This window comes from Actinoplanes sp. NPDC051494 (genome assembly GCF_044454705.1).
In the GTDB taxonomy this organism is placed as follows: Bacteria; Actinomycetota; Actinomycetes; order Mycobacteriales; family Micromonosporaceae; genus Actinoplanes.
Genome location: NZ_JBITDZ010000002.1, coordinates 643087 through 667251 on the forward strand (window position 1 = coordinate 643087; position 24165 = coordinate 667251).

Below are 24165 nucleotides of genomic sequence, written 5' to 3' on the forward strand. Positions count from 1 at the left end.
ACAAAGACAGGAGACCCGCCATGCCCGGTCAAGTCGGTGCCGTCAGCAGCGAACGCGAGGGACTGCTCGCCTACCTCGCGCAGATGCGATACGTGGTGCGCCTGACCGCGTACGGCCTCACCCCCGACCAGCTCCGGGCCACCCCGAGCGCGAGCCCGCTCTCGGTCGCCGGCCTGATCAAGCACTGCGCGTCGACCGAGGAGAACTGGATCGACACGGTCCGCCGCGAACCCCGGGAAATCGACTACAACGCGTACGAGGCGAACTTCCGCCTGGCTGACGGCGAGACCATCGAGGACGTGTTCGCCGACTACGACCGGATCGCGGCCAAGACGGAGAAGACCATCGCCGCGATCGAGGACCTCAGCCAGGACGTGCCGGTCGACCACTCGGTGCCGTGGAACCCCAAGGACATCGACAACTGGTCGGTCCGCTGGGTGCTGCTGCATCTCATCCAGGAAACCGCCCGGCACGCGGGCCACGCGGACGTCATCCGGGAGACGATCGACGGGGGTACGGCCTACCCGCTCATGGCCGCGGCCGAGAGCTGGCCGGAATCCCCCTGGATGAAGCCCTGGAAACCCGCCTCGGCGTAGCCCTCAGGAACGAAAGAAGCCGGACCCGCAGGGGTCCGGCTTCATCGTTTGGTGCTGGCGGAGGATACGAGATTCGAACTCGTGAGGGGTTTCCCCCAACACGCTTTCCAAGCGTGCGCCCTAGGCCACTAGGCGAATCCTCCGTGGGACAGCTTACAGACCCCCGCGAGCCGTTTTGGAGGGACCACCCGCACACCCCTCCGGAGGGCCCGGTACGCTGTCGGCAGCCCCTCGTGCGGCGTCAACCTGTGAACCTCCCCAGGGCCGGAAGGCAGCAAGGATAAGCGGGCTCTGGCGGGTGCACGAGGGGTCCTTTTCTTCGGCCCCGCCGTTTGTTGTTGTCGTACCCCCGACGGAGAATGGCGCGGTCGTCCAGAGGAGGCAGGAGTGGCACTGGCCCTCTACCGCAAGTATCGACCTCGCACGTTTGCCGAGGTCATCGGGCAGGAACACGTCACCGAGCCGTTGTCGCAGGCGTTGCGCAGCGGGCGGTTGAACCATGCTTACCTTTTCTCCGGTCCGCGAGGCTGTGGCAAGACCTCCAGCGCCCGGATCCTGGCCCGCTCGCTCAACTGTGAGCAGGGTCCCACCCCCGAGCCCTGTGGTGTCTGCGGCTCGTGCCGGTCCCTGGCCAACGACGGTGGCGGCTCGATCGACGTCATCGAGATCGACGCGGCCAGTCACGGTGGTGTCGACGACGCCCGTGAGCTGCGTGAGAAGGCGTTCTTCGCGCCCGCCAACAGCCGCTTCAAGATCTACGTCATCGACGAGGCGCACATGGTCTCGTCGGCCGGCTTCAACGCGCTGCTCAAGCTCGTCGAGGAGCCGCCGGAGTATGTGAAGTTCATCTTCGCCACCACCGAGCCCGAAAAAGTGCTCGGCACGATCCGGTCGCGGACCCACCACTACCCGTTCCGGCTGATCCCGCCCGCGACGCTCAGGCCGTACCTGCAGCAGTTGACCGAGGCCGAGGGCGTCCACGTCGATCCGGCGGTCTTCCCGCTGGTCGTCCGGGCCGGTGGCGGCAGCGCCCGGGACAGCCTCTCCGTGCTCGACCAGCTCATCGCCGGCGCCGGCCCGGACGGTGTCAGCTACCCCCGCGCGGTGGCCCTGCTCGGCGTCACCGACGCCGCCCTGCTCGACGAGATGTGCGACGCGCTGGCCGCGGGTGACGGCGCAGCCGCCTACCAGACCATCGACCGGGTCGCCGAAGCCGGCCACGACCCCCGCCGCTTCGCCTCCGACCTGCTCGAACGCCTCCGCGACCTGATCGTCCTGCAGCAGATCCCGGACGCGGTCACCAAGGGCCTGATCGACGGCCCGGCCGACCAGCTCGAGCAGATGGCCGCCCAGGCCACCCGCCTCGGCCCGGCAACGCTCTCCCGCTGCGCCGACATCGTGCACAACGGCCTGGTCGAGATGCGCGGCACCACCGCCCCCCGTCTCCTCCTCGAGCTGATCACGGCCCGCATGCTCCTGCCGGGAGCCGAGGACTCCACCGGCTCGCTGCTCCAGCGCCTGGAGCGCATGGAGCGGCGACTCACCCTGACCGGCGACACAGACCCCCTTCCGGTACGCGCGGAGCACCCGTCCACGCCTCCCCAGGAAGCTTCGTCAGCCCCACCCCCGGCCGGTCCCGGCGGCGGAGGCTTGTCGGCAGCCCGAGCCGCCGCGGCAGCCGCGGCAGCAGCAGCCGGCCGCCGAACGTCCCCCAAGCCCGCAGCGGCCGCTTCCCCCGCAGCCCCGGTGTCCGCAGCCCCGGTGTCCGCTGCACCCGCCTCCGCGGCGTCCGTGGCCGCAGCGTCTGGTTCTACGGCGCCTAGTTCTATGGCGCCTGGTTCTATGGCGCCGGGTTCCGCTGTGCCTGGTTCTGCGGGGCCTGCTCCGGCTGCGGCCAGCTCTGGGGCGGCCAGCTCTGGGGCGGCCAGCTCTGGGGCGGCCGTGTTCGCGGCGCCCGGTTCTGCGGAGCCCGTGTCTCCGGCGCCTGATTCTGGGGCGTCCATGTCCGTGGGGCCTGGTTCTGCGGTGCCGGTTTCCGCGGCACCCGCTCCGGCTGCGGCCGGAGCTGGGCTGTCCCGTGCGGAGCTTGCCCGGCCGACCCCGGAGGACGAGTCCCCACCTTGGGACATGGACGAGCCGCCGATGTCGGAGCCACCGTCACCCACGCCGGTGTCCGCGGCGCCGTTCTCCGCCGCACCCGTCTCTGCCGCACCCGTCTCTGCCAGGCCGGTTTCTGCCGCGCCGGTTTCTGCCGCGCCGATTTCCTCTGCGCCGGTGTCTTCTGCGCCGCCGGTCCGGGAGCCGGCCGGGATCATGCCGGATGCGCCGGAGGACTTCGGGGGTGTGGCTGATACCGGGGCGCCCGGGCAGCTCACCGCCGCGTCGATCCGCGAGGTGTGGCCGGAGATCATGGTGGCGGTCGGGCGGAAGAGCAAGAAGATCTCCGCGTTGGCCCAGGGTGCCACCGTGCGGGAGCTCGAAGGCCAGACGCTGGTCCTGACGTTCCGCTTCCCGGCGCACGCCCGGATGGTGTCGGCCGAACCGCAACTCATCGCGGACGCCCTATACGAGGCGCTCGGGGTGCGGTGGCAGATCCGTTGTGACGTGGGCGGTGACGGCGGTGGTGGTGGCGGCTCCGCGCCTCGCCGGCCCCAGGGCCCACCGCCACGCGGGGACGGTGGCGGCCGGGAGCCCGAACGGGCAGCGACAACGGCCCGCCCGCAGTCAGCGCCCGCCGAGGTCCCCAACGCGGCCGCCAGAGGACCTGTGGCCCAAGCCCCCGCAGCTCAGTCACCTGTGGCCCAAGCCGCCGCACCCCAACCGTCCCTGGCCCAAACTGCCGTGGCTCAAGTTGCCGCGGTCCCAGTTGCCGCGGTCCCAGTTGCCGCGGGCTCAGTGGCCCAGAGCGACCGGGTCGCGGATGGGGTGGCACCACGGAGTGCTGCCGCTCGGCCGGCGGTGGATGACGATGACGACGGGGGGTGGCCTGAGCCTGTTCGTCCGGGTGGGCTGGCTTCCGTTGTCCGGGCGCCCAGTGTGCCGGCGGAACCGGAGCCCGAGGACGACGGCGGGTGGCCGGAGCCTGTTCGTCCCGGGGGTCAGGCGCCGCAAGTTCGGGCCGACAGTCCGCCCGCCGTGGTGCAAGCTGTGCCGGAGGCTGCTCCTACCGGGCGCGTCTTCACCCGGAATGCCACGCCCGCGGCGGCGGCTCCCCCTGCGACCGCGGTGACCAGCCAAGCCGCGTCGGCTCCGGCCAAGACTCAGAATGAGAGCCGGACCCGGCCCGAGGAGGCGCCGAGCAGTGCTATCGCCGCGGCGCGGGCCGCGGCCGCGCGGGGGGCCGGTGCGGTGGCCTCGCGGGCGGCGGCGGGTGGCGGTGCTGGTTCGTCGAACAACCGCGCTGGAAACAACGGCGGTGGTTCCTCGGCCAACGGTGGGGGTGCCTGGTCCGACGGGTCGCCTACCGAGGAAGCTCCCTACGACCCGGAGTATGACGGCCCGCCGGGGGCGGTGGATGCCGCTTCGCTGGAGGGGTTCGATCCGGGGGACGAGCCCAGCGACGAGGTCATCGACGAGAAGACCGCCCGGCAGAGCAGTGAGCAGCAGGCGATGCAGCTGCTGCGGGATGTCTTCGGGGCCGAGAAGATCAGCGAGTCCTGACCCGGCTCCGTGCGCTTGTGGCGGCGGGCGGGACAATGGAGCTGTCGTTCCCTTTACAGAGGAGTTTTGTGATGCGCCCCGGTGGACAGCCGAACATGCAGCAGATCATGAAGCAGGCGCAGAAGATGCAGGCGCAGGTCGCTCAGGCTCAGGCCGAGCTGGCCGAGGCCGAGCTCACCGGCACGTCGGGTGGTGGGCTGGTCAGTGTGGTGGTGACCGGGCTGGGCGAGTTCAAGTCCGTGAAGATCGACCCGAAGGCTGTCGACGCCGATGACGTCGAGACGCTGGAGGACCTCGTGCTCGCCGCGATCCACAATGCGGCTGAGGCGCAGCGTGAGCTGACCGAGAAGAAGATGGGCCCGGCCACCGGTGGTCTCGGCGGCCTGAGCCTTCCGGGGTTCTGAGCCCGTGTATGAAGGTGCCATCCAGGACCTGATCGACGAGCTGGGGCGGTTGCCGGGTGTCGGCCCGAAGAGCGCCCAGCGGATCGCTTTCCACGTCCTCTCCGCGGACCCGGCGGATGTGAACCGGCTCGCCGACACCCTGCGCAAGGTGAAGGAGCTGGTCCGCTTCTGCACGACCTGCTTCAACGTGGCGGAGTCCGAGCAGTGCCGGGTGTGCCGCGACACCCGGCGTACCAATGAGGTCCTCTGCGTCGTCGAGGAGCCCAAGGACATCGTCGCGGTGGAGCGCACCGGGGAGTTCCGTGGGCGGTATCACGTCCTGGGTGGCGCCATCAATCCGCTCGAGGGGATCGGGCCGGACAATCTGCGGATCCGTGAGCTGCTGATCCGGGTCGGGACGGGTGAGGTGAAGGAGCTGATCCTGGCCACCGATCCGAATACCGAGGGTGAGGCGACGGCGACCTATCTGGCCCTGATGATCAAGCCGATGGGTATCGCGGTGACGCGGCTGGCCAGTGGTCTGCCGGTGGGCGGTGACCTCGAATACGCGGACGAGATCACGCTCGGTAGGGCTTTTGAGGGTCGTCGGGCTGTTTGACGGAAATGTCATTACAGCCCGTGATTTGACCGCTACCCTTCGGTGGGGACTGTTTCGGGTGTGTCGCTCAGATCACGCTGCCGTCACGGAGCGGCGTGGAGTTGATTACAGCCCATTCGGATCCTTGACCGCTGGGCGGAATTACGTGAGCGTTCCTCTGACACGCGAGCGAATCGACAGCCTCGCGGGTCGCTCGCGCCCGTTTCGGAGTCACCAACTCCGGTTCAGGCCGTAGCTAGTCCACGTACGCGACAACCGATCGGTTGCCCGCGCTGCGGGGCCGGTCCGATCCGGTGGCGCCTGGCGCCGCGGCTCGTCGGCGTCGTGTGCGGACGCCGGGGAGAGGACCGGGCGCTCCATGGTCGTAGGACCAGGCACAGCGGTTCCTGATCAGGTTCCGGTGGTTCCGGATCCCGCTGAGGGCGGCGTTCCCGGCAAGAAGATCGAGGGTCGCTCGCTCGGCCGGATCGCCTGGACCCGGCTCAAGCGCGACCGCGTCGCGATGGCCGGTGGGTACGTCATCATCTTCCTGATCCTGGTGGCCGTGTTCGCGCCACTGATCGCGAAGCTGCTGGGCGGACCGCCCAACGAGTTCCATCAGGACCTCATCGACACGAGCACGCTCGCGCCCAAGGGTGGCACCGGCATCAGCCTGGACCACCTCTTCGGGGTGGAACCGCAGAACGGGCGGGACATCTTCAGCCGGGTCGTGTACGGCGCCCGGATCTCCCTGCTGATCGCGTTCCTGGCCACGTTGCTGTCCGTGGTCATCGGCGCGACGCTCGGCGTGGTCGCCGGCTTCTTCGGTGGCTGGGTCGACACGTTGATCAGCCGCGCGATGGACGTCTTCCTGGCATTCCCGCTGCTGGTCTTCTCGATCGCGCTGGCCGGCGTCATCCCGGACTCGGCGTTCGGGCTCTCCGGCGATGCCCTGCGGATGGCCCTGTTGATCTTCATCATCGGGTTCTTCAGCTGGCCCTACATCGGCCGGATCGTGCGGGGTCAGACGCTGTCGCTGCGGGAGCGGGAATTCGTCGACGCCGCGCGGAGCCTGGGTGCGCGCGGGCCGTACATCATCTTCAAGGAACTGCTCCCCAACCTGATCGCGCCGATCCTCATCTACGCGACCCTGTTGATCCCCACGAACATCCTCTTCGAGGCGGCACTGTCGTTCCTGGGCGTGGGTATCCGCCCGCCGACGGCGAGCTGGGGCGGCATGCTCTCGGATGCCTCCCGCTTCTACACGCTGTGGCACTTCATGTTCTTCCCAGGCATGGCGATCTTCATCACCGTGCTCGCGTTCAACCTGTTCGGTGACGGACTGCGCGACGCGCTCGACCCGAAGAGCCGGCGCTGAGATGCGACAGGCGACTTCCGCTTCAGCCAGGCGGTCCGGATCCGGACCGTTCCACCAGGGAGGGTGTTAGTAGTGTTCAGCAAAAAGAGAGTGCTGGTGGCCGGTACGGCCGTCCTGGCACTCGGTCTGACCGCCGCTTGCGGTGGCAATTCCGATTCCGATTCGGACAGCAAGGGCTCGAGCAAGGCCGAGTTCAACGCTGCTCTGACCAAGATTTTCAACCCTTCTGACAAGAAGGGCGGCACCGTCAAGCTGGCCAACTCCGGCGACTGGGACACCGTCGACCCGGGCGAGACCTACTACGGCTACTCGTGGGACTTCCTGCGCCTGTACGGCCGCAGCCTGCTCACGTTCAAGAGCGAGCCCGGCGCGGCCGGCAACGAGCTCACCCCGGACCTCGCCGAGGCCGCGGGTGTGCCCACCGACGGTGGCAAGACCTGGACGTACAAGATCCGCAAGGGCATCAAGTACGAGGACGGCACCGAGGTCAAGGCCGCGGACGTCAAGTACGCGGTGCTCCGTTCCACGGACAAGGAAACGTTCCCGAACGGTCCCGCGTACTTCGAGGGGTTCCTGGACCTCCCGGCGGACTACAAGGGCCCGTACAAGTCCAAGGGCGCGAACACCGACTCGGCGATCACCACCCCGGACGACTACACCATCGTCTTCCACCTCAAGCAGGCGTTCGGTGGCTTCGACTACATCGCCGCCCTGCCGCAGACGGTGCCGGTGCCCGAGGCCCAGGACAAGGGCGCGAACTACAAGCAGCACGTGATCTCGTCCGGCCCGTACATGTTCGACACGAACAACCTGGGCAAGGACTTCTCGCTCAAGCGCAACCCGAACTGGGACGCGGCGAGCGACCCGATCCGCAAGGCGCTGCCGGACCGCTTCGAGGTCTCGCTGAACGTCAACGCGGACGACATCGACAACCGGCTGCTCTCGGGCGACCTGGACATCGATGTGGTCGGCACCGGCGTGCAGCCGGCCGCACTGGGCCGCGTCGTCGGTGACCCGACGGTGAAGGCCAGCGCGGACAACCCGACGCTGTCCCGCCTCTGGTACACCTCGATCAACGGCAACGTCGCGCCGTTCGACAAGATCGAGTGCCGCAAGGCCGTCGAGTTCGCGTACGACCGCACCGGCTACCAGACCGCTTACGGCGGCCCGCTCGCCGGCGGCGAGATCGCCACCTCGATCCTCCCGCCGGTCATCCCCGGCTACCAGAAGATCGACCCGTACCCGGTGAGCGACCCGACCGGTGACGTGGCGAAGGCCAAGGAGCAGCTCACGGCGTGTGGCCAGGCGGCCGGCTTCGAGACCAACATCGCGTACCGGGCCGAGCGCCCGAAGGAGAAGGCGACCGCCGAGTCGATGCAGCAGGCGCTGGCCAAGGTCGGCATCAAGCTGACCCTCAAGCCGTTCCCGCAGGGCGACTACTTCTCCCAGTACGCCGGTAACCCGGGCTACGCCAAGACCAACAAGCTCGGCCTCGTCGTCAACGGCTGGGGCGCGGACTGGAACGACGGCTACGGCTTCCTCTCGCAGGTCGTCGACAGCCGGGTCATCCGGGAGACCGGTGGCTCGTCGAACGTCTCCGTCCGGGACCCCGCGGTCGACGCGCTGCTGGACCAGGCGGTGGCGGAGACCGACACCACCAAGCGTGAGGCGATCTGGGGACAGATCGACGCGAAGGTCATGGAAGACGCGTACATCATCCCGGGCATCGTCGCGAAGTCGCTGCTGATCCGCCCGAAGAACCTCACCAACGTCTACGTCAACGAGGCGTACGGCATGTACGACTACTCGGCGATCGGCGTCGCGTAACTACCACTGCTCCGCACTAGATCCGATTGGGCAGGTGAAGGCAGCAGGCGGCCGGTTCGGGGTGACCCGGGCCGGCCGCCGTAGCCGGGCTTCGTGATCACGTACATCATCAGGCGGATGTTCGCGGCAATCGTGCTGCTCTTCATCGTCAGCGCCGCCGTCTTCGCCATCTTCTATCTGGTGCCCCGCCTGGTCGGCGCGACACCCGAGACGCTCGCGACCCGATACGTCGGCCGGGCGGCGACCCCCGAGACGGTCAACCTCATCGCCCACAAGCTGGGCTTCTACGACCCGGTGTGGCTGCAGTACGGCCGCTGGGTCAAGGCCATCTTCGTGGGTGCCGACTACGACTACGGCAGCGGTTCCGAGCACTGCCCGGCACCCTGTTTCGGGTACTCCTTCATCACCCACCAGCCGGTGTGGCCCGACCTGCTCGACCGCCTGCCGGTCACGCTGTCGCTGGCCATCGGCGCGGCGGTGCTGTGGGTCGCGTTCGGTGTCTCGACCGGTGTCCTGTCCGCGCTGCGCCGTGGCACCTTCGTCGACCGCCTGACGATGGGCGTCTCGCTCGCCGGCGTCTCGCTCCCCATCTTCTTCACGGGCCTGATCGGCCTGTTGCTCTTCAGTTACACGCTCGGCTGGACCGCTTCCGGCGGCTCGTACACACCGTTCCTGGAGAATCCCGGGGAATGGTTCTACAGCCTGTTGCTGCCGTGGATCGTCCTGGCGTTCCAGTTCTCCGCCCAGTACGCCCGGCTGACCCGCGCCGGCATGCTGGAGACGATGGGCGAGGACTACATCCGTACGGCCCGGGCGAAGGGCCTGCGGGAGCGCAACGTCACCGTCCAGCACGGCCTGCGCGCCGCACTGACCCCGTTGCTGACCATCTTCGGTCTCGACTTCGGTCTGCTGCTCGGCGGCGCGGTCCTGACCGAGCAGGTGTTCTCCCTGCCCGGCCTCGGCAAGTACGCGATCGACGCGATCAACAACAACGACCTGCCCAAGGTGCTCGGGGTGACCATGATGGCGGCGTTCTTCGTCGTCGTCGCCAACCTGATCGTGGACCTGCTGTACGCGGTCGTCGACCCGCGGGTGAGGATCAGCTGATGGGCAAGTTCCTCGAGGTCAAGGACCTCAAGATCTCCTTCCCGACCGACGACGGCCTGGTCAAGAGCGTCAACGGGCTGACGTTCGGCGTCGAGCGGGGCAAGACCCTGGGCATCGTCGGCGAGTCCGGCTCCGGCAAGTCGGTGACCAGCCTCGGCATCCTGGGCCTGTACAACAAGCGCAACGCCCAGGTCAGCGGCGAGATCCTGCTGGACGGCACCGACATCGTGACCGCGTCGCCCGAGCAGGTACGCGCCCTGCGGGGCAGCAAGATGTCGATGATCTTCCAGGACCCGCTCTCCGCGATGCACCCGTACTACTCGGTCGGTCACCAGATCATCGAGGCGTACCGGGTGCACCACCGGGTGTCCAAGAAGGTCGCCCGCAAGCACGCCGTCGACATGCTCGGCCGGGTCGGCATCCCGCAGCCGGACCGCCGGGTGGACGACTACCCGCACCAGTTCTCCGGTGGCATGCGCCAGCGCGCGATGATCGCGATGTCGCTGGTCAACGACCCGCAGCTGCTGATCGCCGACGAGCCGACCACCGCGCTCGACGTGACGGTGCAGGCGCAGATCCTCGACCTGATGCACGACCTGCAGGAGGAGTTCAACTCCGCGCTGATCGTGATCACCCACGACCTGGGGGTCGTGGCCGAGCTGGCCGACGACGTGCTGGTCATGTACGGCGGCAAGTGCATCGAGTACGCCAGCGCGGCGACGATCTTCGAACACCCGGAACACCCGTACACCTGGGGTCTGCTCGGCTCGATGCCCCGCATCGACCGTCCCCAGATGGAACGGCTGGTGCCCATCCCCGGGCTGCCGCCGTCGCTGATCAACCTGCCCAGCGGCTGTGCCTTCAACCCCCGGTGCGCCTACGAGCCGCGGACCGGTGGTCTCGGCACCACGGTCGCGCCCGAGCTGGCCCCGGGCGGAGGCGGCAACCACCTGGTGCGCTGCCACCTGCCCGCGCCGGAGCGCCAGCGGATCTGGCACGAAGAGATCAAGCCGAAGCTGGAGGCGCAGTGAGCGAGGCAAACGACCCGGTGCCCGACGACGTACGCCGTCAGGAGCGCGCCGACAAGGGCGAGCCGCTGCTGTCCGTACGGGGCCTGGAGAAGCACTTCCCGATCACCAAGGGTCTGCTGCGCCGCCAGGTCGGTGCGGTGCGGGCGGTCGACGGGGTGTCGTTCGACGTCTACAAGGGCGAGACGCTCGGCCTGGTCGGCGAGTCCGGCTGTGGCAAGACGACCACCGGCCGGCTGCTCACCCGGCTGATCGAGCCGACCGGTGGCGAGATCGACTTCGAGGGCCGCAACATCGCCCACCTGAGTCAGGGCAAGCTGCGGCCGCTGCGCCGCGACATGCAGATGATCTTCCAGGACCCGTTCTCGTCGCTGAACCCGCGGCACACCGTCGGCACGATCGTCGGCGCGCCGTTCCGGATCCAGAAGGTCGAGACCGAGCACGGCGTCAAGCGGGCCGTGCAGGACCTGCTCGAGCTGGTCGGTCTGAGCCCCGAGCACTACAACCGGTACCCGCACGAGTTCTCCGGCGGGCAGCGGCAGCGCATCGGCATCGCCCGGACGCTGGCGCTGCGGCCCAAGCTGATCGTCGCCGACGAGCCGGTCTCCGCGCTCGACGTGTCGATCCAGGCCCAGGTCGTCAACCTGCTCGACGACCTGCAGGAGAAGCTGGGCATCACGTACGTGTTCATCGCCCACGACCTGTCCGTGGTCAAGCACATCTCGGACCGGGTCGCGGTCATGTACCTCGGCAAGGTCGTCGAGATCGCCGACCGGGACACGCTGTACACCAGCCCGCGGCACCCGTACACGGTGGCGTTGCTGTCCGCGGTGCCGGTGCCGGACCCCGGCCGCCGGGACCGGACCCAGCGCAGCCGGGTGTTGTTGCAGGGCGACGTGCCGAGCCCGATCAACCCGCCGTCCGGCTGCCGGTTCCGCACCCGGTGCTGGAAGGCCCAGGACATCTGCGCGACCGAGGAGCCGGCGCTGGTCAACCGGCTCGACGACCCGACCTCGCACCAGGTGGCGTGCCACTTCCCGATGGCCGATGACGAGGCCGTCGCGGGTCGCTCCCCGGCGGGTGCCTCGGCCTGACGTGCACGGCGCACGGACCCAGGTCCGTGCGCCGCACGATCAGCCCTCGGGGCGGTTCAGGATGCCGACCGCCACGGTGTGCACGGCATCCAGGTCAGCGGGGTCCTTGAGCTGCGCCTTCGCGCCCGTCACCGCGTACCATTCGTCGGCTTCCTGGTATTGGACGCGGACCGTGACCTGATCCGCCGCGAGTTCGGACCGCAGGGTGAGGTCGCCGGTGATGACGCCGACCTCGTCGGTCATCACCCCGCCCTGCCCCGCGGTGATGTTGGTGGTCCGGCTGTCGGCGGCGGCCTCGGGAGCCGCGGGGGCCTCCGGGGTGGCGGTCTTCTCGGGTTCGGTCATCGGACCTGCTTCCGGTTCAGGTCAGCACGTCTTCAGCATGCTGTCGAGGGCGGACTTCTCGGCGGTGGTCACCGTCAGTTTCCAGACGCTCTTGATGGTGATCCAGTCCTGGGCGTACTCGCACCACGAGCTTTCCAGCTCGGGCTTCCACGTGGAGGGGTCCTGGTCACCCTTCGACCGGTTGGATGACGCCGACACCGCGAAGAGCTGCGGATCGTCCAGGTCGTTGGCGAAGTCGCCGCGCTGATCGGTCGTCCACTTGTTCGCGCCGGACCGCCACGCGTTCGCGAGCGGCACCATGTGGTCGATGTCCGCCTTACCCGGATCCGTGATCTTGTCACCGTCGTAACGGCTGACCCACGAGCCGGCGACGACGTTGCAGCCGGACAGCTTGACGTTCTGGCCGTCCCGCTTGAGCACGGTGTCACGGACGTCGCAGTTGGAACCGGCACTGCGCCAGTGCGGGAACTTCTCCCGGCTGTAACCGCTCATCGAGCCGGCTTTCGCGATGGTGAGTTTGCCGAGCTGGGCCTCGGCATCACCCGAGCCCTTGTTCCCGGTGGTGGAGGAGCCGGAGGATCCGGATCCGTCGTCGGCGACAGTGACATCGCAGCCGGCGGCGGCGGTCAGGGTGAGCAGGGCAGCGGCGAGGGGAACGGCGAAACGAGGGGGCACATCCCAAAGCGTATGAAAGGTACGCCCGATTCGCACGGCAAGTCATCCGTGCCGCTTATCTCCCGCGCGCCGTGCAGCGCGCGGGAGACCGGCGTTCTGCCTAGCGGACGCGGTTGACCGCGCTGGTCACAGCCTTGATCGACGCGGTGACGATGTTGGCGTCGACCCCGACACCCCAGACGGTACGGCCGTTGATCTCACATTCCACATAGGCGGCCGCCCGGGCGTCCTCGCCGGAGGTGAGCGCGTGCTCGGCGTAGTCCAGCACGCGTACCTTGATGTCCAGCGGCTCCAGGGCCTGCACGTACGCGTCGATCGGGCCGTTGCCGACCCCGACCAGCGGCCGGCGGGTGTTGCGGTGGCGGATCTCCGCGTCGATCTCGACCTTGCCGTCGACCGTGGCGGTCGAGTACCGCTCCAGCGAGATGATGCCGAACTGCTGGTGGTCCACCAGGTACTCGCCGGCGAAGATGTCCCACATCTGCTGCGGCCCGACCTCGCCACCGTCGGCGTCGGTCACGTGCTGCACCACGCCGGAGAACTCGATCTGCAGCCGGCGCGGCATGTCGAACTTGTGCTCCTCCTTCATGATGTACGCGACGCCGCCCTTGCCGGACTGCGAGTTGACCCGGATGACGGCCTCGTACGTGCGGCCGAGGTCCTTCGGGTCGATCGGCAAATACGGCACGCCCCAGGCGAAGTCGTCGACGTCGACCCCGGCGGCGGTGGCCTCCTGCTGCAGGGCGGCCAGGCCCTTCTTGATCGCGTCCTGGTGGGAGCCGGAGAACGCGGTGTAGACCAGGTCACCGACGTACGGGTGGCGTTCGTGGACCGGCAGCTGGTTGCAGTATTCGACGGCGCGCTTGACCTCGTCGATGGCCGAGAAGTCGATCATCGGGTCGATGCCCTGCGAGAACAGGTTCAGCCCGAGCGTGACCAGGTCGACGTTGCCGGTGCGCTCCCCGTTGCCGAACAGGCAGCCCTCGACCCGGTCGGCACCGGCCAGGACGCCCAGCTCGGCGGCGGCCACCGCGGTGCCCCGGTCGTTGTGCGGGTGCAGGCTCAGGATCACGCTGTCGCGGCGGGGCAGGTGCCGGTGCATCCACTCGATGCTGTCCGCGTACACGTTGGGGGTGGCCATCTCGACGGTCGCCGGCAGGTTGATGATCAGCGGGCGGTCCGGGGTGGGGTCGATCACGTCGATCACCGCGGAGCAGATCTCCAGGGCGTACTCCAGCTCGGTGCCCGTGTAGGACTCCGGCGAGTACTCGTAGAAGATCTCGGTGTCCGGGGTGTGGATCTCCGCGTACTTCTGGCAGAGCCGGGCCCCGGTCGTGGCGATGTCGGTGATGCCGGCCTTGTCCAGCCCGAAGACGACCTTGCGCTGCAGCGTCGACGTCGAGTTGTAGAAGTGCACGATCGCGCGCTTGGCCCCGCGGATCGACTCGAACGTGCGGTCGATCAGGTGCTCCCGGCACTGCACCAGCACCTGGATCGTGACGTCATCGGGGATCAGGTCCTGTTCGATCAGCTGCCGGACGAAGTCGTAGTCGGTCTGGCTGGCGGCAGGGAAACCGACCTCGATCTCCTTGTAGCCCATCGAGACCAGCAGCATGAACATGCGCCGCTTGCGCTCGGGGGACATCGGGTCGATCAGCGCCTGGTTGCCGTCGCGCAGGTCGACCGCACACCAGCGCGGGGCGGTCTCGATCCGGCGGGCGGGCCACTGGCGGTCTGGCAGGTCAACGGCGAATTCGTTCTGGTACGCCGTGTAGCGCTGAAAGGGCATCCCGGAGGTGCGCTGGCGAGCAATGGGATTGGTGTCGGTGGACATGCGGGGCTCCTGATGAGGTTTGGTCAGTTCGCTAGGAACGACCGGCGCGCATCAACTCCGCGACGAGGTGCCGGCCTGTGATGGGGCCTCGTCGCGGCAGCGAAGGAGAAGAAGATCGCGCAGCATGTCGAGATTCACCCTACGTGAACTGATCGGCCGCGGCTAACTTTACGCCCGGATCGTGGGAAGGCCACCGGTCGCGACCGGTGTCACGCGGACGGGGCCGTCGATGGCACGACCGTCTCTCAGGCGGACGGGGCGGCTGATGGCACGGCCGTCTTCACGCGGACGGGGCCGTCGATGGCGCGGCCGGCGGGAGTGACGGGTCGATCGAGGGCTCGACCGGCGGTGGCGGCGGTGGCGGCGAGGCCATGCCCATCGGTTCGCCCCCGCTCACCGGCCCGGGCAGGTCGATGGTCGCGGGCGCGGCCGCGGGCGCACCCGCGATGGTGATCGTCGCGAATTTCACCCGGGCCGCGGTGAGCAGGCCGTCGTCGGCGTAGCAGTAGATGCCGACGTCGACGACCGCGGACAGCGAGGCGGCGATCGAGTCGATGGAGTAGCACGTCCCGGACGACCCGGCCAGCGGCTGCGCGGTCGTCACCGACAGCGCCGACTGGCGGTCCGTGAAGACCGGCAGCCACTGCTGGAAGACCCGTTCGATCCTCGGGTCGTACTTCTTCGGGATCCGCTCGTCCTTCTCGGCGACCTTGACGCAGGTGGAGGTGAGCGTGGGGTTGGTCACCGAAGGGATCGCGCACTGGAAGACACCGGCCTCGACCTCGGCGATGGCCACGTCCGCGGTCCCGCCGAGCGCGCCGCCCGGGATGTCCACCCGCCAGGTGCCGTCCGCCGCCGACGTGGCCATGACCGAGCGCTGGGTCTCGCCCGGCACATCGACCGTGTACAGCGCGGTGAAATGGCGGTCCAGGGCCAGCGCCGCGTGCGCGGCGAGCCCGACCCGGGCGTCGGTGCCGCCGGCGTCGGCCGCCGGACTCGCGGAACCGGACGCGGCGGGCGGCTCGGCCGCGGAGGAGCCACCGCAGGCCACGAGCCCCGCGGAGAGCAGGGCGGCGGCCACGGCGGGCAGAGCGCGCGGAAGGGGGCGGGAGCGCATCGAGACATTCTCGCCTCTGCGCGCGCATAGCGGTCGTTGGCACCTCCGGAACACGTTTCCGGCGTGTCGCGCCGGATTCTGGGATCGCATGCGGGCTCCGAGCGCGGCCGCGGCTACTCTGGTCCCGGTTGACGTGCCTCCGAGTGGAAGGGATCCGGCTGCTGTGGCCCTGGTCGTGCAGAAGTACGGCGGTTCGTCCGTCGCCGACGCCGAGCGCATCAAGCGTGTCGCGGAGCGGATCGTGGACGCCCGTAAGGCCGGTCATGACGTGGTGGTCGTGGTGTCCGCGATGGGCGACACCACCGACAACCTGCTGGATCTCGCCAACCAGGTGAGCCCGCTGCCGCCCGGCCGTGAGCTCGACATGCTGATGACCGCCGGCGAGCGCATCTCGATGGCGCTGCTCGCGATGGCGATCCACAACCTGGGTTACGAGGCGCGGTCCTACACCGGCTCGCAGGCCGGCGTGCTGACCACCTCGACGCACGGCAAGGCGCGGATCATCGACGTCACGCCGGGCCGCCTGCGGACTGCGCTGGACGAGGGCGCGATCGCCATCGTCGCCGGTTTCCAGGGCGTCTCGCAGGACACCAAGGACGTCACCACGCTGGGCCGGGGCGGTTCCGACACCACCGCGGTCGCGCTCGCGGCGGCCCTGCACGCGGACGTCTGCGAGATCTACACCGACGTCGACGGCGTCTTCACCGCCGACCCGCGGATCGTGCCCAACGCCCGCCACATCAAGCAGATCACCTACGAGGAGATGCTCGAGCTGGCCGCCGGCGGGGCGAAGGTGCTGATGCTGCGCTGCGTGGAATACGCCCGCCGCTTCAAGGTGCCGATCCACGTACGCTCGTCCTATTCGAACAAAGAAGGCACACTCGTCACCGGCTCGATGGAGGACCCGAACGTGGAACAGGCACTGATCACGGGGGTCGCCCACGAGCGGAGCGAAGCCAAGATCACCATCGTCGGCGTGCCCGACGAGCCCGGCGCGGCCGGCCGCATCTTCGAGACGGTCGCCCAGGCCGAGATCAACATCGACATGATCGTGCAGAACGTGTCGACCGAGGGCACCGGCCGCACCGACATCTCGTTCACGCTGCCCAAGGCGGACGGCACCACCGCGATGGTCGCGCTCGACAAGATCAAGGCACAGGTCAAGTTCAAGGGCCTGCTCTTCGACGACCACGTCGGCAAGGTGTCGCTGATCGGTGCCGGCATGCGCTCGCACCCGGGTGTCGCGGCCCAGTTCTTCGCCTGCATCGGCGAGGCCGGCGTCAACATCGAGATGATCTCCACCTCCGAGATCCGCGTCTCGGTGATCTGCCGCGACAGCGACCTCGACACCGCGGTCCGCGCGGTCCACGACACGTTCGAGCTGGGTGGCACCGAAACCGCGGTCGTCTACGCGGGCACCGGCCGGTAAGGCCCAGGCGATGGGGCGACAGCCCACGCTCGCGGTCGTCGGGGCCACCGGCTCCGTCGGCACGGTGATGCGTGAGCTGCTCACGTCCCGCCGCAACGTCTGGGGCGAGATCCGGCTGATCGCGTCGGCCCGATCGGCCGGTCGTCAGCTGCCCTGCCGCGGCGAGCAGCTGACCGTCCACGAGCTCACCCCCGAGGTCTTCGACGGCGTCGATGTGGCGATGTTCGACGTGCCCGACGAGGTCTCCCTCGCCTGGGCCCCGATCGCCACCGCCCGGGGCGTCACGGTCGTCGACAACTCCGCCGCCTACCGGATGGAACCCGACGTCCCGCTGGTCGTGCCCGAGGTCAACCGCGAAGCCCTGCGCCACCGCCCGCGGAACATCGTCGCGAACGCCAACTGCACCACCATGGCCATGATCATGGCGATCGCACCCCTGCACCACGAGTACGGCCTCCGCGAACTCGTCATCGCGTCCTACCAGGCCGTCTCCGGTGCCGGCCAGGTCGGTGTCGACACCCTGCACGACCAGCTCAGCAAGGTCGCCGGCGACCGCACCCTGGGCTCCCGCCCCGGCAACGTGCGCCAGGCGGTCGGCGACGATCTCGGCCCGTTCCCGGCCCCGCTCGCCCTCAACGTCGTCCCCTGGGCCGGCGACCTCGGCCCGCTCGGCTGGTCCACCGAGGAACTCAAACTCCGCAACGAGTCCCGCAAGATCCTCGGCCTGCCCGATCTCAAGGTCTCCGCCACCTGCGTCCGGGTCCCGGTGGTGACCGCCCACTCGGTGGCCGTCCACGCGGTCTTCGGCTCCGAGCTGACCGCCGACGAGGCCCGCCAGGTGCTCCGCAACGCCCCCGGCGTGATCCTGGTCGACGACCCCGAGGCCGGCGAGTTCCCCATGCCCATCGACGCGGTCGGCACCGACCCCTCCTGGGTGGGCCGCATCCGCCGCGCGATGGACGACCCCCGCGCCCTCGACCTGTTCATCACCGGCGACAATATGCGCAAGGGCGCCGCCCTCAACACCCTCCAGATCGCCGAGCTCCTGGCCGCGGAGATCGCGAAGGGCTGACGGAGATCGCGAAGGACTGACGGAGATCGCGAAGGGCTGACGGAGATCGCGACGGGCTAGCGGAGTTCCACCGTGACGCCGCCGGAGAACATGCTGTCGTGCAGCTCGATCGAGGTCAGCTTCGTCGAGTCCGGAACGTCGAAGATCAGCTTGCCCTTGGCGCTGTTGCCCGGGTTGATCTCGTTGAGGAACGTAGCGCTGTCCTCGTTCGCATAGATCTCCGCGGTCCCGTCGTTCGAGAACTCGGTGCCGTCCCGGTCGAACGCCTTCTGCGAGGAGCCGTCGAAATACTGGGCCTCCTTGCCGATGTTCTTCACCTTCACGTTGATCTGGCAGAACTTCCCCTGCGCCTTCTTGTTCAGGTACGAGCCGCCGACCTGCGACTTCGAGCAGTCCATCGTGCTGACGGTGAACTCGAACTTCCCGTCCCGCACGGCATCCCCGAATCCCGGCGCGGCCTTCTTCACCGGCGCCACCGTGGTCTCCTGCGCAGCCGGTGCGGCGGTGGTCTCCTGCGCGGCCGGGGCCTTGGTGGTCGCGGTCCTGGCCGCTGCGGCCTTGCCGGCGGCGGGCGAGGTGCCGGCGGCCGAGGTGCCGGCGAGTGAGGTGTCGGCGGCCGCGTCCGCGACGCCGTCGTTCCCGCCGAAGGCCGCCACGGCGACCCCACCGACGCAACACAGGCCCAGAACCCCAGCGACGATGCTCAGGACGATCTTGGTGCTGCTCGTCTTCCTGGGCGCGGCGGGCGGCATCCCGTAGCCGGGAGCCGGTTGCGGCTGGTACGGACCGGCAGGTGGGTACGACATGGGGTCTCCTCATGAGCCGGACGGGAGCGACCGCATCCGGTCGCCGGACCACATTGGAGCCGATCACGGTGGGCAGTGGTGTCGACACGTCGGGAAGTCGGCTGCTCGCGGGCGGAGTCGAGCCGGCCGGTGTCTGAAATCGATCATCGGCCGGGCGGCCCTGGACGTCCGGGCCAGTGATTCCGGCAGTGGATTCTGAATTAATCTGTGAAGTTTCCTAATAGATGTTGACCGTGGGCAGAATATCTAGTTGGGTCGATGTCATCCCCACGAATGTCCCCCACGGAAACGGTGATCCATGCCCAGAAGACGGCTCATGACCATCTTGGCCACCGTCAGTGTCGCGCTGGCCGGCGCCGCCGCCGCGGTCCTTCCCCAGACCGCGTCGAACGCCGCCGAAGCCTGTGTCGCGGCCTACAGCAGCAGTGCTGTCTACACCGGAGGGCAGCGCGCCTCCTACAGCTCGCACAACTGGACCGCCAAGTGGTGGACCCAGGGCGAGACCCCCAGCACCGGCGGATCCAACGTGTGGACCGACAACGGTGCCTGTGGTGGCGGCACCACCCCGACCACGCCGCCGGCCGGGAGCTGCAACTACCCCAACTGGGCGGCCGGCACGTGGTATCCCGCCGGCTCGATCGTGAAGTACACGAACGGGGGGTATTACCGGGCCAAGAACGAGAACCCGGGCTACGACCCGATCATCAGCACCTGGTACTGGGAGCCGTACTCGTGCTCCGGAGGAACCACCCCGCCGACGAATCCGCCGTCGAACGGCAGCTTCCCGGTCAGTGAGGCGCAGTTCAACCAGATGTTCCCGAACCGGATCGGGTTCTATTCGTACGCCGGGCTGATCGACGCCGTGAAGAAGTATCCCGCGTTCACCACGAGCGGCAGCGACACCGTCAAGAAGCAGGAAGCCGCCGCGTTCCTCGCGAACATCAACCACGAATCCGGTGGGCTGGTCTACGTCGAGGAGATCAATCAGGCGAACTGGCCGCTCTACTGCGACACCGGTCAGCCGTACGGATGCCCGGCCGGCCAGTCCGCGTACCACGGTCGCGGGCCGATCCAGCTCAGCTGGAACTTCAATTACAAGGCCGCCGGCGACGCGTTGGGGATCGATCTGCTGAACAATCCCGACCGGGTCAAGAACGAGGCGTCGGTGGCCTATCAGACCGCCGTCTGGTACTGGATGACGCAGCGCGGACCGGGCACGATGACGCCGCACGACGCGATGGTGAACAGCGCCGGTTTCGGGCAGACCATTCGCAGCATCAACGGTTCGCTGGAGTGCGACGGGCGCAACCCGGCGCAGGTGCAGAGCCGGGTGGACGCGTACAACCGGTTCACGTCCATCCTCGGGGTGACCCCGGGCGCCAACCTGTACTGCTAGAAAAGAATCAGAGCGCGAACTGGGGCCGGGCCGGCACCCCCACCACCACCGGAGCGGCGTTGCGTTGCGGCAGCTGGTGCGGGACCGGCCCGGGCACCATGATGGACTCGATGGCCGGCGCGATCGAGTGCCGGTCACTGAGCTGGATGAGCCGGGCGGCGCGGGCCAGAGAGCCGGTCTCGCCGTCGCGGAAGCCCTCGCGATAACCCTTTTCGTAGCGTTCACCGCGACCCAGGGCGCGGCCGATCGCGAAACAGGACGAGCCGGCGAGGGCGATCAGGAAGAGCAGCGCGAAGGGTGTCACGGCAGGCCTCTCAGACATTTGGCTAATTCGCAAAATAGCCGAGATCGGACACCCGCCCGGGCCAGACCGACGGTCAATTCCCTTTACGGGTGAATAGCGGTCAGCGATCGGCGGGCCAGGATCTGCGGCAGATCCGGCGGGTCCTCGGGACGGCACAGGTGGAAGCCCTGACCGTAGGAACACCCGAGCCGGCGCAATGCCTCGAGCTGCGCGGCGTTCTCGATCCCCTCGGCCACCACCCGAAGTCCGAGGATGTGGCCGAGCTCGACGATTGTCCGTACCAGTGCGAGGTCCTCACCGGTCAGCTCCGCCCGGGCGATGAAAGCGCGGTCGATCTTCAGTTCGTCGACCGGGAGCTCGCGCAGGTAGGCGAGCGACGAATAGCCCGTACCGAAATCGTCGATGGACAATTGGACGCCCAGCTCGCGCAGGCTCGCCAGCGAGGCCACCGCCGCGTCCGGGTCGCTCATCAGCACCGACTCGGTCAGCTCCAGCGTCACCGCGCTCGACGGCATGCCCGCGACCGCGAGCGCCCGGGTGACGTTGCCGGCGAACCGTGGATGCACGAGCTGGTGCCCGGAGACGTTGACGTTGAGCGTGAGGTCCGGGTGGGTCCGCCGCCACGCCGCGACCTGCGCCGCGCTGGTCTCCAGCACCCACTGCCCGAGCTCGACGATCATCCCCGACTCCTCGGCGATGTGGATGAAGTCCACCGGCGACACCAGGCCCCGGCCCGGGCTGTGCCAGCGGACCAGCGCCTCCACACCGGCGATCTCCCCGGTGTCCAGGCGCACCAGCGGCTGGTACTGCAACCGGAACTCGCCCTCCTGCAGCGCCCGTTGCAGGTCAGCGCGCAGGCTCAGGTAGTTCAGCGCCTCGGTGTGCATGTGCGGTTCATAGACGACGACCTTGCCCGGGCCCTCCTTCTTCGCCCGGTACATCGCCAGGTCCGCGTTGCTGAGCAGGGTGTCGGAGTTCGCCGCGGCGGCCCGGGTGATCGCCACCCCGACGCTCGCGCCGATGAAGATGTCCCGCCCAGAGATCTTGAACGCCTCCTTGATGGTGGCGATGACCCGTTCGGCGACCGCGGTCGCGGAATCCACCGGCGAGTTGTGCAGCAGCACCGCGAACTCGTCGCCGCCGAGCCGCGCGGTGGTGTCGCTGGCCCGCACACAGGCCCGGATCCGGCCGGCCACCGCGGCCAGCAGCTGGTCGCCGGCCTCGTGCCCAAGGCTGTCGTTGACCGCTTTGAACCGGTCCAGGTCGATGAAGAGCACGCTGGTCGGCTCGGTCGCCCCGCCGCGGGACGCCAGCACCCGGTTGAAGATCTTCAGGAACAGACCCCGGTTGGGCAGCCCGGTCACCGGATCATGGTGTGCTTCGCGGACGGCTTCGACGGTACGCGCATCGGTCAGCGCCAGACTCACCTGCTGAGCGAACGCGGCGAGCTGTTCGCGCTGCTCAGCGTACTGATCGGTGGTCCCGGGCAGCTGTGCGACCAGACTCCCGGCCATCTCCCCGGTGACCCGGACCGGTGCGGCGATCACCGTCCCCCACGCCGGATCGCCCGGATCCACCGCCCGCATGATCACCTGGGCGGTCGCCATCGCCTCCCGGGCCTCGGTGTGCGACCCGTCCGGATCGGCGAAGTCGTAGCCCTCGGTGCCCGACGTCGACGCCACGCTCAGCCGGCGGGCCCGGCCGCCCTCGGCCAGGATCAGCGCCACCGGGGCACCGCCGAGCAGCGCCGCCGTCCCGCTGGTGACCGCGTCCAGGACCTCCGGCAGCGGCTTGCGGTTCGAGATCGCCCGCTGGATGGTCAGCAGCGTCTCGACCAGGCGCTGCCGGATCTGCGCCTGTTCGAGCAGCACCAGGCGCTCGGCGGCCTCGCGCTCCCGGTCGGCGCGCAGGGTGCGTTCGGCGCGCAGCACCCGGATGCTGCGCAGTGCCACGCCCAGCACCTGCGCCATGCCCTGGAGCATCTGCCGCTCCTCGGGGCTGAACGGCTCTTCGAGACGGGCCACCACCAGGGCACCGTCGACCGCGTCGCCCAGGGCGCTCGGGACCGCGTACATGTCGCCCAGAGCCGGGACCGACAACGTGCCCGGCGCCTTCGCGATGGCCAGGATGCCCTTGACCGGCACGTCCGGGCCGAAGCCCCAGGCGCCGTGCACGACATCACCCATGGTTACCGCCCCGGTCTCCGCCTCCACCATCTCGGTGGCGCGCTCGACCGCTACCGCGATCGCCGAGGACTCGTCCGCGGACGCGTTGACCGCGGTGAAGAACTCCGTGAGCTGGTGAGTCGACCACGTGAACATCGATCAGGCCAATGCCATCGTGACGAGCGTGAGCGAATGGGTGCCGAGCGAACCGCGTACCCGCGCGATCTCACCCATCGTGTAGAAGCCGCCGAACGGTGTGTCCGGCAGTGCCGCGCCGATCGCCGCGGCCTCCTCCCGGATCCCGTCCTCGCCGAGCGCCCCGCGACGGCCGCCGCAGTCGAACGTGAGGACCCCGATCGGCGGCTGCCCGCCGAGCCCGGCCAGCGCCTCCTGACACGACGTCGCGGCCTCGGCGATCATCGACTCGTGCCGGCTGTCCATCAGCCAGCAGACGGCGCCCTGCGGCAGCGTGGCCAGGCCGTACACCGACCGGTCCGCCTCGTCGGCGCCCAGGATGATCCGGATGTCCTCGCCGCTGCGCCGGGACAACCCGATGGCCTGCAGCTTGGTGTTGTTCGAGAAGAGCTCGTCCGGGCGGGTCACCCCGCGGCGCCGCATCAGCACGTCCAGCGCCGGTTCGCCGTCCAGCTCGTAGAGCCGTCCCTGATCGCTGCGGGTGATCACCATGGGCGGCTCGACGCGGTGCCAGCCGTGCGCGATCCCCACCCCGAGCGGCGCGTCCGAACCGATCGCCACCCCGACCACCGCGCCGGACACCACCCGGTCGTCGTGGAACTGGTGCGAACGCCGCCCGGTGTTGTTGCCCGCCAGCCCGCCGACCAGCGGCACCGTGGCACCGAGCACCGAATAGGCGCCCCGGACGATCTCCTGCGGGTTACCGGACATGCCCTCGCAGATCAACATCAGCGCGGTGTACGGCCGGTCCATCCCGATCATCGCCCGCGCCACGTCCGCACCGGCCTCCCGGTGACCGTTGCCGCCCACGTACGCGATGCGCGTACGGATGTCGAAGCCCGCACCGCCCAGCGCCGAGACCACGACGCCGCCCATGGTCGCCCCGGCGACCGAGCTCAGCTCCCCCAGGGTGGTCCCGCCGACGACCGCGGCGTCCGGACCGGCCTCCGCCCGGACGGCGTCCAGCAGGGCGGGCAGGTCATGGTGGGGGGACGGGAAGACCAGGACAACCTTCGCCGTACGGCCGGAGAGCGCGGCGGAGGCTGCTTCCGCCCCGGCTTTCGCGGAATCGGACGCGGTGCTGTGCCCGACCCCGAACCACCGTGCGGCGAGACTCTGCATGATCTTCTGTTCGGCCGGTTCGGGAGATCGCTGA

20 protein-coding genes, 1 tRNA gene and 1 other RNA gene are annotated in these 24165 nt (G+C 69.0%); 13 read left to right on the forward strand and 9 right to left on the reverse strand.

From position 1 onward, the window contains the following. Positions 1-20: 20 nt before the first annotated feature. Complete coding sequence (locus tag ACIA6A_RS09585; protein ID WP_396097054.1) at positions 21-596, forward strand: DinB family protein; 576 nt, start codon at positions 21-23, stop codon at positions 594-596. Between the two features lie 55 nt (positions 597-651). Here ACIA6A_RS09585 and ACIA6A_RS09590 read toward each other — a convergent pair. After that, positions 652-739 (reverse strand) — tRNA-Ser (locus ACIA6A_RS09590). A gap of 79 nt (positions 740-818) precedes the next feature. Here ACIA6A_RS09590 and ffs point away from each other — a divergent pair. The 9 genes from ffs to ACIA6A_RS09635 all read left to right on the forward strand — a co-directional run bounded on the left by ffs (position 819) and on the right by ACIA6A_RS09635 (position 11671). Further along, positions 819-914: signal recognition particle sRNA small type (gene ffs / locus ACIA6A_RS09595), an RNA gene on the forward strand. 69 nt (positions 915-983) lie between these two features. After that, the gene (locus tag ACIA6A_RS09600; protein ID WP_396097055.1) at positions 984-4256 is read left to right on the forward strand and encodes a DNA polymerase III subunit gamma and tau; all 3273 of its coding nucleotides are present in this window, start codon (positions 984-986) and stop codon (positions 4254-4256) included. Between the two features lie 71 nt (positions 4257-4327). Continuing rightward, positions 4328-4660 (forward strand): YbaB/EbfC family nucleoid-associated protein, encoded by a 333-nt coding sequence (locus tag ACIA6A_RS09605; protein ID WP_396097056.1) that lies wholly within the window; start codon positions 4328-4330, stop codon positions 4658-4660. Positions 4661-4664: 4 nt separating this feature from the next. After that, entirely contained in the window at positions 4665-5258 is a 594-nt protein-coding gene (gene recR / locus ACIA6A_RS09610) for a recombination mediator RecR (protein WP_396097057.1), read from the forward strand. Between the two features lie 400 nt (positions 5259-5658). Further along, on the forward strand, positions 5659-6615 hold the full coding sequence (locus tag ACIA6A_RS09615; RefSeq protein WP_396097058.1) for an ABC transporter permease: 957 nt from the start codon (positions 5659-5661) through the stop codon (positions 6613-6615). 72 nt (positions 6616-6687) lie between these two features. Beyond that, positions 6688-8442: an ABC transporter substrate-binding protein gene (locus ACIA6A_RS09620; protein ID WP_396097060.1), complete on the forward strand. Its 1755-nt coding sequence runs from the start codon at positions 6688-6690 to the stop codon at positions 8440-8442. Between the two features lie 93 nt (positions 8443-8535). After that, the gene (locus ACIA6A_RS09625; protein ID WP_396097061.1) at positions 8536-9549 is read left to right on the forward strand and encodes an ABC transporter permease; all 1014 of its coding nucleotides are present in this window, start codon (positions 8536-8538) and stop codon (positions 9547-9549) included. After that, positions 9549-10580 carry an ABC transporter ATP-binding protein gene (locus ACIA6A_RS09630; protein WP_396097062.1) on the forward strand — a complete coding sequence of 344 codons (1032 nt, stop codon included), beginning with the start codon at positions 9549-9551 and terminating at the stop codon, positions 10578-10580. Before ACIA6A_RS09625 ends, ACIA6A_RS09630 begins: the two co-directional genes overlap by 1 nt. Before the next feature lie 17 nt (positions 10581-10597). After that, on the forward strand, positions 10598-11671 hold the full coding sequence (locus tag ACIA6A_RS09635) for an ABC transporter ATP-binding protein (protein WP_396097619.1): 1074 nt from the start codon (positions 10598-10600) through the stop codon (positions 11669-11671). 39 nt (positions 11672-11710) lie between these two features. On the opposite strand, the gene ACIA6A_RS09640 is transcribed toward ACIA6A_RS09635, so the two are convergent. The 4 genes from ACIA6A_RS09640 to ACIA6A_RS09655 form a co-directional block, all read right to left on the reverse strand. Then, entirely contained in the window at positions 11711-12016 is a 306-nt protein-coding gene (locus tag ACIA6A_RS09640) for a hypothetical protein (protein WP_396097063.1), read from the reverse strand. Between the two features lie 21 nt (positions 12017-12037). Beyond that, positions 12038-12691, reverse strand: coding sequence for an HNH endonuclease family protein (locus ACIA6A_RS09645; RefSeq protein ID WP_396097064.1), 654 nt, complete (start codon positions 12689-12691; stop codon positions 12038-12040). Positions 12692-12791: 100 nt separating this feature from the next. Beyond that, a complete protein-coding gene (gene leuA, locus ACIA6A_RS09650) occupies positions 12792-14525 on the reverse strand; it encodes a 2-isopropylmalate synthase (protein WP_396097065.1) in 1734 nt (577 codons plus the stop codon). Positions 14526-14805: 280 nt separating this feature from the next. Then, the gene (locus ACIA6A_RS09655; RefSeq protein WP_396097066.1) at positions 14806-15642 is read right to left on the reverse strand and encodes a hypothetical protein; all 837 of its coding nucleotides are present in this window, start codon (positions 15640-15642) and stop codon (positions 14806-14808) included. A gap of 163 nt (positions 15643-15805) precedes the next feature. Between ACIA6A_RS09655 and ACIA6A_RS09660 the strand changes: the two genes are divergently transcribed. Continuing rightward, positions 15806-17071 carry an aspartate kinase gene (locus ACIA6A_RS09660; protein ID WP_396097067.1) on the forward strand — a complete coding sequence of 422 codons (1266 nt, stop codon included), beginning with the start codon at positions 15806-15808 and terminating at the stop codon, positions 17069-17071. A 10-nt stretch (positions 17072-17081) separates the two neighbouring features. Beyond that, positions 17082-18143: an aspartate-semialdehyde dehydrogenase gene (locus tag ACIA6A_RS09665; RefSeq protein WP_396097068.1), complete on the forward strand. Its 1062-nt coding sequence runs from the start codon at positions 17082-17084 to the stop codon at positions 18141-18143. 56 nt (positions 18144-18199) lie between these two features. Here the strand turns inward: ACIA6A_RS09665 and ACIA6A_RS09670 are convergent, their stop codons facing one another. Beyond that, the gene (locus tag ACIA6A_RS09670) at positions 18200-18949 is read right to left on the reverse strand and encodes a DUF4352 domain-containing protein (RefSeq protein ID WP_396097069.1); all 750 of its coding nucleotides are present in this window, start codon (positions 18947-18949) and stop codon (positions 18200-18202) included. Between the two features lie 316 nt (positions 18950-19265). On the opposite strand from ACIA6A_RS09670, the gene ACIA6A_RS09675 reads away from it, so the two are divergent. Continuing rightward, positions 19266-20345: a glycoside hydrolase family 19 protein gene (locus tag ACIA6A_RS09675; protein WP_396097070.1), complete on the forward strand. Its 1080-nt coding sequence runs from the start codon at positions 19266-19268 to the stop codon at positions 20343-20345. A gap of 7 nt (positions 20346-20352) precedes the next feature. Here the strand turns inward: ACIA6A_RS09675 and ACIA6A_RS09680 are convergent, their stop codons facing one another. The 3 genes from ACIA6A_RS09680 to ACIA6A_RS09690 form a co-directional block, all read right to left on the reverse strand. After that, a complete protein-coding gene (locus tag ACIA6A_RS09680) occupies positions 20353-20649 on the reverse strand; it encodes a hypothetical protein (protein WP_396097071.1) in 297 nt (98 codons plus the stop codon). Between the two features lie 83 nt (positions 20650-20732). Continuing rightward, entirely contained in the window at positions 20733-22970 is a 2238-nt protein-coding gene (locus tag ACIA6A_RS09685; protein WP_396097072.1) for a putative bifunctional diguanylate cyclase/phosphodiesterase, read from the reverse strand. A gap of 3 nt (positions 22971-22973) precedes the next feature. Next, positions 22974-24131 (reverse strand): FIST signal transduction protein, encoded by a 1158-nt coding sequence (locus ACIA6A_RS09690; protein ID WP_396097074.1) that lies wholly within the window; start codon positions 24129-24131, stop codon positions 22974-22976. Positions 24132-24165 lie beyond the last annotated feature (34 nt).